Source organism: Collinsella sp. LCP19S3_D5, from assembly GCF_052121415.1.
Taxonomy (GTDB): Bacteria; Actinomycetota; Coriobacteriia; order Coriobacteriales; family Coriobacteriaceae; genus Collinsella.
The window spans coordinates 17,679-31,071 of sequence record NZ_JBQKEH010000007.1; the positions used below are offsets into that span (position 1 = coordinate 17,679).

General features: G+C 60.1%; 8 protein-coding genes and 3 tRNA genes. 4 read left to right on the top strand and 7 right to left on the bottom strand.

What is annotated here, in order from left to right; translation table 11 throughout:
• Nucleotides 1–202 precede the first annotated feature (202 nt).
• Together ACTQXO_RS04230 and dinD are read left to right on the top strand one after the other, a co-directional pair.
• Complete coding sequence (locus tag ACTQXO_RS04230) at nt 203–1,729, top strand: FAD-dependent oxidoreductase (RefSeq protein ID WP_441545474.1); 1,527 nt, start codon at nt 203–205, stop codon at nt 1,727–1,729.
• Nucleotides 1,730–1,890: 161 nt separating this feature from the next.
• Nucleotides 1,891–2,751 (top strand): DNA damage-inducible protein D, encoded by an 861-nt coding sequence (gene dinD / locus ACTQXO_RS04235; protein ID WP_441545475.1) that lies wholly within the window; start codon nt 1,891–1,893, stop codon nt 2,749–2,751.
• Between the two features lie 260 nt (nt 2,752–3,011).
• Here dinD and ACTQXO_RS04240 read toward each other — a convergent pair.
• The 3 genes from ACTQXO_RS04240 to ACTQXO_RS04250 all read right to left on the bottom strand — a co-directional run bounded on the left by ACTQXO_RS04240 (nt 3,012) and on the right by ACTQXO_RS04250 (nt 3,305).
• Nucleotides 3,012–3,087 (bottom strand) — tRNA-Lys (locus ACTQXO_RS04240).
• Nucleotides 3,088–3,130: 43 nt separating this feature from the next.
• Nucleotides 3,131–3,206 (bottom strand) — tRNA-Lys (locus tag ACTQXO_RS04245).
• A 22-nt stretch (nt 3,207–3,228) separates the two neighbouring features.
• A tRNA-His gene (locus tag ACTQXO_RS04250) sits at nt 3,229–3,305 on the bottom strand.
• A 165-nt stretch (nt 3,306–3,470) separates the two neighbouring features.
• On the opposite strand from ACTQXO_RS04250, the gene ACTQXO_RS04255 reads away from it, so the two are divergent.
• Both ACTQXO_RS04255 and ACTQXO_RS04260 read left to right on the top strand, forming a co-directional pair.
• Nucleotides 3,471–4,652 (top strand): pyridoxal phosphate-dependent aminotransferase, encoded by a 1,182-nt coding sequence (locus ACTQXO_RS04255; protein ID WP_441545476.1) that lies wholly within the window; start codon nt 3,471–3,473, stop codon nt 4,650–4,652.
• 139 nt (nt 4,653–4,791) lie between these two features.
• Nucleotides 4,792–5,682, top strand: coding sequence for an ROK family protein (locus ACTQXO_RS04260; RefSeq protein WP_427796042.1), 891 nt, complete (start codon nt 4,792–4,794; stop codon nt 5,680–5,682).
• A 112-nt stretch (nt 5,683–5,794) separates the two neighbouring features.
• Here the strand turns inward: ACTQXO_RS04260 and ACTQXO_RS04265 are convergent, their stop codons facing one another.
• From ACTQXO_RS04265 to argS, 4 genes are all read right to left on the bottom strand, one after another.
• Nucleotides 5,795–6,244, bottom strand: a complete 450-nt coding sequence (locus tag ACTQXO_RS04265) for a VanZ family protein (protein ID WP_441033024.1) — start codon at nt 6,242–6,244, stop codon at nt 5,795–5,797.
• A 6-nt stretch (nt 6,245–6,250) separates the two neighbouring features.
• Nucleotides 6,251–7,699, bottom strand: a complete 1,449-nt coding sequence (locus ACTQXO_RS04270) for a hypothetical protein (protein ID WP_441033022.1) — start codon at nt 7,697–7,699, stop codon at nt 6,251–6,253.
• A gap of 313 nt (nt 7,700–8,012) precedes the next feature.
• Nucleotides 8,013–10,391, bottom strand: a complete 2,379-nt coding sequence (rho, locus tag ACTQXO_RS04275; RefSeq protein WP_441033019.1) for a transcription termination factor Rho — start codon at nt 10,389–10,391, stop codon at nt 8,013–8,015.
• 981 nt (nt 10,392–11,372) lie between these two features.
• Nucleotides 11,373–13,226 carry an arginine--tRNA ligase gene (gene argS / locus ACTQXO_RS04280; RefSeq protein WP_441033016.1) on the bottom strand — a complete coding sequence of 618 codons (1,854 nt, stop codon included), beginning with the start codon at nt 13,224–13,226 and terminating at the stop codon, nt 11,373–11,375.
• Nucleotides 13,227–13,393: the final 167 nt, after the last annotated feature.

Below are 13,393 nucleotides of genomic sequence, written 5' to 3' on the forward strand. Positions count from 1 at the left end.
TAGCGGCTCTTTTTGTTTGCACTGCCGCAGGGTTGCTGATGCCGATATATCAGTTGGGACGAAATACGAGATGTGATGAGATGGAGCGTCAGAGCGTCCATAACGTCCACCTGCCATATTCGCCCTTTACCGAATAGCGCGGCCTTTGCATCGCATTAGTCGATCACCCATGCGACAATGCGCCGGACGAGAAAGGAATCCGATGGAATCGACTGATGTACTGGTAATAGGATCTGGCATTGCGGGCCTTTGTGCCGCCATAGAAGCGGCGCGCGCGGGCGCGACCGTTGCCGTCGCAAGCGCCGGCAAGACCATGAGCGGATCGAGCTTTTTCCCGGGCACCTGGGGCCTAGGTCTCATCGGTCCCGTTAACGAAGACGACGAACAGGATCTCATCGACACCATCCAAGCCGTCGGCGGCGGCGTCGCCGACCCTACGCTCGTCCAGACGTTCGTCCACGGCATTCCCCAGGCCATCCAATGGCTCGAGCAGGATCTAGGTGTTGAGCTCCAACGCCCGCAAAGCGCCGAGAGCGCCCTGCAAAAGCAATTTATCCCCTGCTTTGACCATAAGGCACGCAATTGGCGCGGCCTCATCCGCAAGCCCCTTGAGGACGCGTGTACGGCCCAGATCAAGTCTCTCGGCATTCGCCTACTCCCCAGCCACGAGCTAATCGACCTTGTTGAGGACACGACCGGAAAGATTATCGGCACCGTACTCTACGATCGCGCAAACGAGCATCTCGTACCTATGGCAGCCAAGGCCACTATCATCGCTGCGGGCGGCACGGGTGGCCTGTTCGAGCGAAGTCTCACTTCCGCCGACGTGCTCAGCTCCTCGCAGGCCATCGCGCTGGCACACGGCGCAACGCTCACTAATATAGAGTTCATGCAGATGATGCCGGGCTTCGTCGAGCCCAAGCGCAACCTTGTCTTTAACGAGAAGACCTGGCGCTACGTACATGTAGACCAGCCGGTCGATATCGCCGACGACAAGCTGGACGATCTACTTGAGCAACGCTCCGGATATGGTCCCTTCACTTCGCGCTTGGCCTCCCGCGCCATCGATCTTGCCATCGATCAAGCGGGTGCCGAAGGTCTGGCGCTCCACTACGACTTCCCCCGCGAGGACGTCCCCGAGTTTGTGCAGACCTTTGCCACCTGGCTACAAGACGAGCACGGCATCGCGCCGACCGACGAGATGCGTGTGGCGATGTATGCCCACGCCGCCAATGGCGGCATCAAAATCGACAAGACCGCATACACGGGCGTTGAGGGCCTCTATGCCTGCGGCGAGGCGACAGGCGGCATGCACGGGGCCGATCGCATTGGTGGCCTGTCAAGCGCCAACGGCATCGTGTTTGGGCGCATCGCGGGCGCCTCGGCAGCCCAAGCAGCACAGAATGCACCTGAGGTGTTCCCAAAGGCGGATGTCGCCCTCCCCCAGTATGGCATTGCCACAACAGACGCCGAGCGCCTGACCCGCGGCCTTAAGCATACGATGAGTACCTATTGCATGATCAACCGCACCGAAGGGGGCCTATCCAAGGCACTACACGAGCTTGAGGGCTTGAAGACGGAGGCAACGACCTTGAGCACACAGAAAGCTCAGGACAGCGAAATCGCAGCCCTCGCCCGCCTGCAATCGCAGATTCAACTAGCACAGGAAATGGTCAAAGCCATGCGCAAACGGACCGAAAGCCTCGGATCGCACTATCGAGCGGACTAAACTGGACACTCATCTAAAGCAGAACACAACTAATCGATATCTATGGGCCCCGTGAGCTCGAGGTGGCACGGGGTCCATTCGTGTCCGCACGGCAGCGTATCCTTATTCTGAATACAGAGCAGGCAAAGCCCGCACAGACAATAGACCAGCGGGGAGGAGATATGGACAGTCGTGATATCGAGAAGTGGCGTGTCAAACTTGATAGCTCCGCCAATGTGGAAGACGGCGTTGAGTATTGGCTCGCACGCGATTTAATGGAACCCATGGGGTACACTCGATGGGAGAACTTCGCCGAAGTTGTTAAGAGGGCAAAAGTCTCGTGCGAAACAAACAAAACTCCAGTTGATTCCCATTTTCGTGATACCACGAAAATGGTAACAGCCGGTGTCGCCGCTCGCGCGGTTAAAGACTACAAACTTACTCGCTATGCATGCTATTTAATCGCACAGAACGGAGATTCAAACAAGCCAGAGATCGCGCTCGCCCAGGCATACTTTGCCGTGCAGACGCGCCGCCAAGAGCTCATAGAACAGCGCTTCGCAGAGATTCAGCGCTTGCAGGCGCGCCACTCGCTATCCGATTCAGAGAAACAGCTCTCGGGTATTGCGTTCAAACGCGGCGTGGACTCCAAAGGATTCGCGATCATCAAGTCGATGGGCGATGAAGCGTTATTCGGCGGCAGAAGCACGGCGGAAATGAAGCAGGAGCTCGGCGTACCCAAGAGCGCGGCATTAGCGGACAGATTAGCCGATGTCCTCATCAAAGCAAAGGACCTTACGAACTCGATGACGGCCTTCAACGCCGAGGAACACGACCTGTACGGTCTGGACCAGATCAAGCAAGAGCACGTCGAGAATAACACAAGCGTACGTGGTAGCCTCATCGACCGTGGAATTGTCCCCGAGAATCTACCGCCTGCCGAGGATACAAAGAAGCTCGAACGTCGCGTGAAAGCAGACGAGAAAAAACTCAAGGAGGGCACAGACGGATTCACCGACCCCCAGGGCAGGCTCGACTTGTAAAGCATCTGTGCCCTTTCGGGTTCGACCCCATGCGAGGTCAACAAAAAAGACGGCCAACTTTCGCTGACCGTCTTAACATGCTTTGGTGGGCCGTCAGGGGGTCAGCCTGCTGCGCAGGCGGCCGCTGAGGCGCTTCGCGCCTTGCGCGCTGCGCTGGTAAATGCTCACGCATTTCCTCAGCTCCGCGCCCTTTCGGGTTCGACCCCATGCGAGGTCAACAAAAAAGACGGCCAACTTTCGCTGACCGTCTTAACATGCTTTGGTGGGCCGTCAGGGGGTCGAACCCTGGACCTTGGGATTAAGAGTCCCCTGCTCTACCAACTGAGCTAACGACCCAAAGCTAAAGTCCGTAGTGGCGGACTTTAGAGGAGATATCGTGTGGTGGGCCGTCAGGGGGTCGAACCCTGGACCTTGGGATTAAGAGTCCCCTGCTCTACCAACTGAGCTAACGACCCGATATCAACACGAAGCAAGAACTGGGGTGGGTAAAGGGACTCGAACCCTCGACCTACGGGACCACAACCCGTCGCTCTAGCCAACTGAGCTACACCCACCGTGTCCTGTGCGCTTCGCGCTCGACTATTATTGCAAGGAACGCCACGCGACGCAAGCCCCAATTTTCAAGAATTTTGAAAAGAGTTTTTCGGATCCATTTCGAGCAAATCCCACCGGTTCCATAGGAGTAAACTTGCCCCACCCCGATGTTCGAAAGGACAGGCATGAAAGAACTCTCCAATCGCACGGCAACGTTTACCGATTCGGTCATCCGCCGCATGACGCGCATCTCCGATATGTACGGCGCCGTCAACCTCTCGCAGGGCTTCCCCGACTTTGATCCCCCAGTGCAGCTACTCAAGAGCCTGGGCGCCATCGCCACCGATCCCAAACCGCTCTACCACCAGTACTCCATCACCTGGGGCTCCCAGGCCATGCGCGAGGCGCTTGCCGCCAAACAAGAGCACTTTATGGGCATACCGATCGACCCCAACCAGAACATCGTGGTCACTTGCGGCTCCACCGAGGCCATGATGGCTGCCATGATGACGATCACCAATCCCGGCGACAAGGTCGTCATCTTCTCGCCGTTCTACGAGAACTACGGCGCCGACACGATCCTTTCGGGTGCCGAGCCCATCTACGTGCCGCTCAACCCGCCCACATTCGACTTTGATCGCGAGACACTCGAGGCGGCCTTCCGCGACAACGACCCCAAGGCCATCGTCCTGTGCAACCCTTCCAATCCCTGCGGCAAGGTCTTTACGCGCGATGAGCTCACCTTTATCGCCGATCTCTGCAAAAAGTACGACGCCTACTGCATCACCGACGAGGTATACGAGCACATCGTCTACGCGCCCCACGAGCACGTCTATATGGCCACACTGCCCGGCATGTTCGAGCGCACCATCAGCTGCAGTTCGCTGTCCAAGACGTACTCCATCACCGGCTGGCGTCTGGGTTACACCATCGCCCCGGCCCAGATTACCGAGCGCATCAAGAAGGTCCACGACTTCCTCACTGTGGGTGCCGCCGCTCCCCTGCAGGAAGCCGTCGTCACCGCCCTCAACTTCGACGACAGCTATTACCAGGAGGTCCTCGATCTCTACACGGCCAAGCGTGATCTGTTCTGTCAGGGGCTCGATAGCATTGGTCTTGAGCATAACGTGCCACAGGGCGCCTACTACGTCATGATGGACATCTCTGAGTTTGGCTATGACAGCGACCTCGACTTCTGCGAGGACCTCGCGTCTAAGGTGGGCGTGGGCGCCGTGCCCGGCTCGAGCTTCTTCCGTGAGCCCGTCAACCATCTGATTCGCCTCCACTTTGCCAAGCGAGACGAGACGATTAACGCGGCGCTGGAGAACCTCAAGTCGCTACGCGATAAAATCAAGCCGCGCGGGTAAGGACGGCCCGGCAACTAAAGCACCCAAAGAAGCCCCGCACCGCACGCGCGTTGTGGGGCTTCTTTTATAGCGCTTTCTTAATTTGTTTAAAGCGCTATACTTTAGTCATGGAGCAACTCGTCCCAGGGGGAGGAATACTATGGCAGAGCAGCAGCTTATTGGAGCGCTCGAGGCCGGCGGCACCAAGATGGTCTGTGCCACGGGCTATGTAGACGGTACGGTTCTGGAGCGTGAGCAGATCGCAACCACGACCCCGCAGGAGACCGTTGAGGCCGTCAACGCATGGTTTGCAAACAAGGGCATCGCCGCGCTGGGCATCGGCGCCTTTGGCCCCACCGCAGTCAACCCTGCCTCGCCCCAATACGGCAAGATCTTGGAGACGCCCAAGACGGCATGGCGCTACTTTGACCTGCTGGGCACCATCCAAAACGAGCTCAATATTCCCTGTGGCTACGACACCGACGTCAACGTCGCCTGCCTGGGCGAGGTCAGCTTTGGTTGCGCCCAGGGCCTCACCGACGTGGTGTATCTGACCATCGGCACCGGTGTGGGCGCCGGCGTGCTCTCGGGCGGCCAGCTCGTGCACGGCATGATGCATCCCGAGGCAGGGCACATCCTGGTCACACGCGATCCGCGCGACACCATCGGCGAGCACAGCGGCTGCCCTTTCCACGACAACTGCCTCGAGGGCCTCATCGCAGGCCCCGGCATTAAAAAGCGCTGGGATGGCAAAAGCGCCGGAGACATGGCCGATGACCCGGAGGCCATGGACCTGCTCGCAGGCTACCTGGCACAGGCGCTCATGACCTACACGCTGTGCTATGCGCCGCAAAAGATCATCATCGGCGGCGGCGTAGCCGACCACACCCCCATCGTGCCGCTCGCCCGCAAAAAGTGCGCCGAGATGCTCAACGGCTATATCGTCACGCCCGAGGTCAACGACATCGATACCTACATTGTCAACAACAGCCTCGAGGGTAAGCAGGGCATCATGGGCTGTCTGGCCCTTGGCGCACAGGCGCTCCAGTAAAAGGTGCACCAACGACACACGGTATTGCCGGGCCCGTTAACGCGCAGACAACGCTATCGCGTCCTGCAGGGCCCCCAAACGCACAAGGCCGTCTAGGACCAAGCAAAACGTCCTAGGCGGCCTTTCTGGTGCATACAAGCGATCGGAGGAGATATCGGAGCACGACGCCGGTAGCCGCTCCGCAGCAATCAATCATCACGTCGGTGATCATGCCGGCGCGCCCCGGCACAAATAACTGAATCGTCTCGTCGATTGAGGGGACCAGCAACAGAAAAACCACCATGGGAAGCAGTCTGTCAAAAGTGCGTCGACCCTCGATATCAAAGGCATGTGTCACCAAAACACCGAGCACCATATACTCGGTAAAGTGTGCGCACTTGCGGACGACAAAGTTGGTTACCCATTCATACGGCAGGCTCAAGCTATGCAAAAACCCGCGGACGTTCTCCATGATCGCCAAGCTCAGTGAGCCGGACCCCGTGCCGGGAACCAGTGAATTGCCCCAGATCAGCAACACCATGGCGCAGGCCGCAACCGCCCACTTACGATCGATCTTAATCATGCAGAACTAGGCCTCGGCACGAAGTGGCGTAAAACTGGCGGTACCGCCCTCGATAACGCTCAAATAAGCACGACCCGTACGTTTGGCGGTAGAGGACTGCAGGCGCTCGATCTCTTCCTCAAGGATCTGATTGACGCGCTCATGGCGACGGTTTTCCATAACACCGGCGGCGATAGCCTCGGCGCGCTCGATACCCTCGCGCGAGATACGCGCGGTATCCTCGGGAAACACGGAGCTGTGGCGGCCGACATAGACGGGAGCAACCGAGACAGGTGAGGCTGCAGGCGTGGGCATCGGCGCGGGGGCGGGCTCGGCGACCTCGGCCATGATCGCCATAGCGGCGGCCCACATGTCCTCGTGGCCCGAATAATCGGCCATGGGGATATCTTCCTCGAGGGAGGCATCGGGGAGACTGTCGGTATCCACACGATTCTGGGCATCGATAGAAGCAGTGATGGCGGCGGGCTCGTCCAAATCGGCGAGATCCACACCCTTGGCATCGGAAATGATGGGCATGCTGGCGAGCTTGGCGTTGTACGGCACCGCCTCCGCGGCCTGCATTTGGGCCGAAGCGCCCCAAAGCGAGCTTTCGGCAGCACGACGAGCGGCTATGGTCTCCTCGTCGACAACCAGGGGCTCATCGGCAAAGGGGTCGGCGACAGGAGCCGGCTGAGCTGCGCCCTGCTGACCGGTCGAAGCGGCCGCCGCGGCAGAGGCGTACGCAGCCGACGCAGCACCGTTATAGGCGGCATTGTTGGCAGCGTTGGCCACAAGCGCCACGAAAGCTGCAGTGCTGCCCGCAGGAGCGGCATGAGAGCCCGAAACGGCACGTGCGGCAGCAGCGATGTCGTCGCGGTTATAGGAGCCGGTCTTTTCACCGTTTGTGAGCTCGTCAATTGCGACCTGGTAGACATCGCGCGAGCGAGCGGGATCGCAGCTAACCGGCGAATCGTCGTCGAGCATGCTATCGATCATAGCCCAGGCATCGGCCTCGTCCATGGCATTGGCGGCACGGGCGATGGTCGGAACGCCATCATCGGCATGACGGCGCTGAAACGCGCCGGTCAGACCGGAAAGAAGCGAAGAGGATTGACCCTGCTCGTCCAAAGTGACAGGCGCAGCAGCCCGGGGAGCGGCCTCCTCCTGCTGAGCGGGAATCGAGGCGGTCTTGAACTCGTTGTAGGTCCGACTAAACTGAGCGGCGCCGCCCACGGCATCGGGCTCAAACAGGCGGCCATCGTGCTCCGCACGATACTCAGAGATACCCAGCGAGGCGGCATAGATACCCACGCCGGCCACTGCGCCCACGGCAAAGGGAACAGCACCCGCGATAACCGTCTCGTTGATTGACGAAAACGGCAGTGTAGCGGCATACACGACCACGGGTGCGGCAAGGCCGATCCCGCAGGAAAGTCCGGCAAGGACTGCTCGTTGTGTTGCATCAGAAGAAGCCATGAGCTCTCCCCATCTTCCAGCACCCAAATCGCGTCATTCAGTTGGCTGCGCGAGAGAAGATGAAGCGGGGCCTGAGCCCCAAAGCAACGGTATATGGTTCGTTTCATCTGCGTTTTCCGTCGCGAAGCTTAACTGCTATTATGCGAAACCCCCCTGGGGATTGCAAGCGACGAAGCGGAATTGAAACGGGAAAATCGCTGCTTGCCGGTCGTGAGGTCAATAATCGTTGGCGAGCGGCTATACGAAAAGGGCCAGGATCTAAACCCCGGCCCTTCTGGCATGTCTATGGTTGCTGTCGCGTGCAGCGGACGGACTAGAACGTCTGCTCGTAGTCGCTGTGCTTTTTTGCCGAACGCACCAAAAATTCCTGGTTGGTATTAGTGCCCTTAAGGCCCTTGATAAACGACGCTGCCGCGCGCTCGGTATTGTTCATGCCGGCGAGGATGCGGCGCAGGCCAAAGACAAACGGGCGCATCTGCTCGTCGACCAACAGGTCCTCGTTGCGCGTGCCCGAGGCAACGGGGTCGATGGCCGGGAAGATGCGGCGGTCGGCCAGATCGCGATCGAGCTTGAGCTCCATGTTGCCGGTGCCCTTGAACTCCTCAAAGATGACCTCGTCCATCTTGGAGCCGGTATCGATAAGGGCGGAAGCAAGGATGGTGAGTGAGCCGCCGTTTTCGATATTGCGGGCAGCACCCAGGAAGCGTTTAGGCGGATACAGGGCCGCCGAATCGACGCCGCCCGAAAGGATGCGGCCCGAGGCGGGCGCCGCCAGGTTGTACGCACGGGCAAGACGCGTGATGGAGTCGAGAACCACCACGACGTCGCCGCCCAACTCCACGATGCGCTTGGCGCGCTCGATGACGAGCTCGGCCACGCGGGTATGGTTGTCGGCGGGCATATCGAAGGTGGAGGCCACGACCTCGCCCTCAATGGAGCGCTGCATATCGGTGACCTCTTCGGGGCGCTCGTCGACGAGCAGGCAGATGAGGTGCACCTCGGGGTTGTTGATCGAGATAGACTGGCAGATCTTCTTGAGAATCGTGGTCTTACCGGCCTTGGGCGGTGACACGATCAGGCCACGCTGACCCTTGCCGATCGGCGACACGATATCGATGGCGCGACCGGTAATGGAATCCTTGCCATGCTCCATGCGCAGCGGCTCATTGGGGTAGACCGGCGTGAGATCGCCGAACTTGGGGCGGTTACGGGCCTGCTCAGGATCAAGACCGTTGACGGTCGTAATTTTGGCGAGACCGGCACGCTTGTCGCCGCTGCGCGAGGGACGAAGCGAACCCTCGATCACGTCGCCCGTGCGCAGACGCGCGGAGCGGATGAGGTAGGCGGGCACGAAGGCGTCGTCATTGGACTTCATGTAGCCGTGGGCATGGATGATGCCGGAGCTGTCCGGGCGAATCTGCAGGATGCCCTTAATATCGCGGAAGCCCTCGGCCTTCGCGGCGGTCGTGTAGATCTCCTCAACGAGCTCGGCCTTCTTCTTGCCGGTCGTCTCAATCTCGAACTCCTTGGCCTTCTCGCGCAGCTCGGCGACCTTCATGGCCGCGAGCTCCTCGCGCGAAAGCGTTGGCTCGGTCGGAGCTGCGTTGCGCTCCTTATTGCGCTGTTTGCGATCGCGCTGGCGGCTGCGGCGGTCGTTGCCACGATCGTCCTTGCGCTCGCTGCGCTCATCGTTACGCTTGTGCTGACGACGGTTGGGGCGGGAGCCCTCTTCGGCCTCAGCGCTCTCGACGGCAGGCGTCGTGGGCGCATCGGCGGTCGCCGGGGTCTCGCCGTCCGACTTAGCGTCGGACTCGGGCTGTTGCTCAGCATCCCCCTGCTGTTCGGCAGACTTGGTCTTGGAAGATTTCTTGCGCGTGCGCTTGGGCTTCTCGCCTGCCGACCGATCGGCGCCCACCGTCTCGGGAGTCGTGTCGACACTCACCTCGGTAGACTCAGCTACCGCAGATTCGGCGCCGGACTTCGCCTCTGCCTTAGCTGGGCGTTTGGCTGCGGTGTGACGGCTGCGCCCGGGACGAACGTCGGCAGACTCGGCAGCGGCAGAAACAGCGACCTCAGGAACATCAGCGCCCTCGGCCGAAACCACGGCAGCCGTTGTAGGCTCGACGAACGCCGGGGCATCTTGGACAGAAGCCGCGGCAGCGGCCGCCTTCTCCGCCTCGACAAATGCCTTGGGCTTGCGGCCGCGGCGATGCGGGCGCAAAGCAGGATCGACGACAAATGCACCGCCGGCCTCGGCAGGCACGACAGACTCAGCAGAGGAAGCGTCCTCCTCCGCCGCAGAGCGAACCGGGGTCTCGGCGGCATCGGACGAAACCTGCTCGGCAGCCTGCTGGACCTTGGCCGCCGTGCGACGGCGCGTGCGCGGAGCCGGCTTTTCTGCTACCTGCTCGGGAGCCGGAGCCGAAGGCGCCTCGGGGGCGGACGAAGCCGCGAGTTCGGTCAGAGCCGCAGCATCGCGCTCTGCGGCACGACGGCGAGCACGAACAACCTGGGCTTCGCTGATCTGCGCAAGCGCGCGGGCCTGCGCAACCTCATCTGAAAGCGGCGCCGAAACCTCGGCGGAAACCGGACGCTTGGCACGCGTCGTGCGCGTGGTGCGGCGTTTGGGCTTTGCAGCCTCATCGCCATCCGCAGCGGGCTTGGCCACACGACGCGTGCGCTTGGGCTTCACGGGCGCAGCCTCCTCCCCGGTAACAGGTGCGACGGGAACAGGGTTCTCACTCGAAGCCGAGGCAGCGTTCTGGTGTGTCTCGGGGACCGACGCCTGCGACGGTGCGGGTTTCGCGATTTGGTCCAACGCAACCGGTGCAGCGGGAGTGGTTTGTGCCGTGCTTATTTCATTTTCTTGCTGTTGATCAGACACAGTGTTTGCTCAACTTTCTTTTAAAGCCCTGTGATCACATGCTCCCTGCATAAACCTTCAGGGCGGCTAAACAGTCTAGCTCCGTTCAAAACAAAACGGGCATCATTGATCTGTATCGAGATGATTACGTCAAATACGCAGCGTTAGTGTAACACAACCGCCACCACCTGCAACTTAGTCATTGGACGTTCTTATACAACTGGTCAAAAGGGACACTCTCCCTCAAAAGCGCTTCCTCTGTCGCACCAGAGGAGTGAAGCCGTGGCATCCGGAATAGCCGCGCCACGAAACGCGCCTATCTACTACGTTTGACCCGCGACCCCTGACCATCCCCTCGATCTTCCTAAAATCGCAAGCCCGCTACCTGCGGTTTTAATATCGTACTTTTCGGCATGGTTCGGGGTATGCGACTAAACGTAGTAGATAAGCCCGATTCGTGGCGGACGGTTTCGCACCTCTCTCCCACCGGACAAAAATGATCCGTTTTCCTCCGTCCCCAAGGGGTCGTTTTCAAAACGATCGCGGATTACGGTGCAAGAACGGCGTAAGCCAACCATACCCTGCATTTTTAATATTCGGCAAGCCGTCTACCTGCGATTTTATTTTCGCTGCTGTTGCTATGGTCGCCAGGCAGCGATTCAGCCCCGTAAACCGGTATAGTTGCGTTTTTGTAGCATTTTCCAACACGCCAAAAAGCCCCGCCAAACGCAAAAAGCCCGACCTCCGCATGGGAGATCGGGCTTATAGGGCTCAGCAAAGCCAAACCTACACGGTCAAACGACCCGTAGATTACATCTGCTCGGGTGCAGAAACGCCAACCAGAGTGAGCACCAGGGCGAGCGTCACGCGGACGGCGTCGCAAGCGGCCAGACGGGCGCGCGAAAGCTCGGGGTCGACGGGACGGCCCTCGCTCGGAAGCACCTGGCAGGCAGCGTAGAAGCTGTGGAAGTCGCCGGCGAGCTCCTCGGCAAAGTGCGTCAGACGGAACGGGGCGCGGTCGCGAGCGCAGCTGACGATGAGGTCGGTGAGCTCGTTGAGCTTACGCGAAAGGGCAAGCTCGGTGGGGTCGGTCAGCAGCGAGTAATCGACGTTCTCGCCGATGGCCTTGGCGGCGACGGCCTTCATGCCCATCTCGTCAGCCTGCTCGGGCGTAACGTCAGCGGCACGGCGCAGAATGGAGCACACACGAGCGTGAGCGTACTGCACGTAGTAGACCGGGTTGGAGTTATCGCGCTTCTTAACGGCCTCGATGTCGAAGTCGACCATCTGGTTGGAGCTCTTGGAGATGAGCGTGTAACGGGCGGCGTCGGAACCGACCTCGTCGACGAGCTCCTGCAGGGTCACCATGGTGCCCTTGCGCTTGGACATACGGACGGGCTTGCCGTTGCGCAGCAGGTTGACGAGCTGGCCCAGCAGAACCTCGAACTTGCCGGGATAGCCAAGAGCGTCGCAGACACAGCGGACGCGGTCGATGTAGCCATGGTGGTCGGCGCCCCAGATGTCGATGACGTGGTCGACGCGCTGGAACTTATCCCAGTGATAGGCGACGTCGGAGGCGAAGTAGGTGTACTCGCCGTCGGACTTGATCAGAACGCGGTCCTTGTCGTCGCCCAGGTCGGTGGAGCGGAACCACAGAGCGCCGTCCTTGGTGTAGAGGTAGCCCATCTTGTCGAGCTTCTCGAAAGCGCGGTCGACAGCGGAGGTGCCGGCGGTCTCGCCCTCGGTGTCCTTCACGTACAGCGAGCGCTCGGAGAACCAACGATCGAAGTCGCAGTTGACGGCGTGGCAAAGGTCGCGCATGTTGTCGACCATCTTTACGTAGCCGCGCTCGCGGAAGCTCTCCATACGCTCCTGCGGATCGGCGTCGACCCACTTATCACCGTCGGTGCGCCAGAACTCGGCGGCCTCGTCGATGATGTAGTCGCCGCCGTAGGAGTCCTTGCCCAGAGTCTCGGCAAAGTTGTCCTGATACGGATGGGTCTCGGGATGCTCGTCGTTCTCGTCGGCAACAAAGGCATCGCGGTCGGCAATCAGCAGCTTGTGAGCCTCGTCGATATCCACGCCCTGCTTGGCGATGATGTCGGCAAGCTGCATATAGCGCGTGCTGATGGAGTTGCCGAAGGTGTTCATCTGAGAGCCGTGATCGTTGATATAGAACTCACGCTGGATATCGTAACCGGCATGGTCCATAACACGGCAGAGGGAGTCGCCCAGAGCGGCCCAACGGCCATGGCCAATATGCATGGGGCCGACGGGGTTGGCGGAGACAAACTCGACCTGGGTCTTCAGGCCGCCGCCGACGTTGGACTTAGCGAAGTCCATGCCCTTCTCGCGGGCCTCACCGAAGATAGCGTTCTTGACGGCGACGGAGAGGTAGAAGTTGATGAAGCCAGGGCCGGCGATCTCGACCTTCTCGATCGCGGGATCTTCGGGCATATGGGCAACGACGGCCTCGGCGATCTTGCGCGGGGCGCAGTGAGCCAGCTTGGCGGACTTCAGGGCCATGGTGGAGGTCCACTCGCCATGAGAAGTGTCAGCCGGTCGCTCGATAGCGCAATCGTCAAGTTCAAATGCGGAAAGGTCGCCGGCCTCCTGGGCCGCAGCAAGCGCAGCGCGTACCAGCTCTTCAATCTTCTCGGGCATAGATCCTCCTTGTGTTAAAGCCCCCGAGCTCTTGGTCACTCGTAGGGCAAAAGCCAGAGTTTGCAGCACTCTATCACAAGCGGTAACTACTGTCGCAGGGTAAAGTCAATCGATATTGCATATGCACAAAATTGACTACAGTTGTCGCAAGGCCATTCAAAGATGGC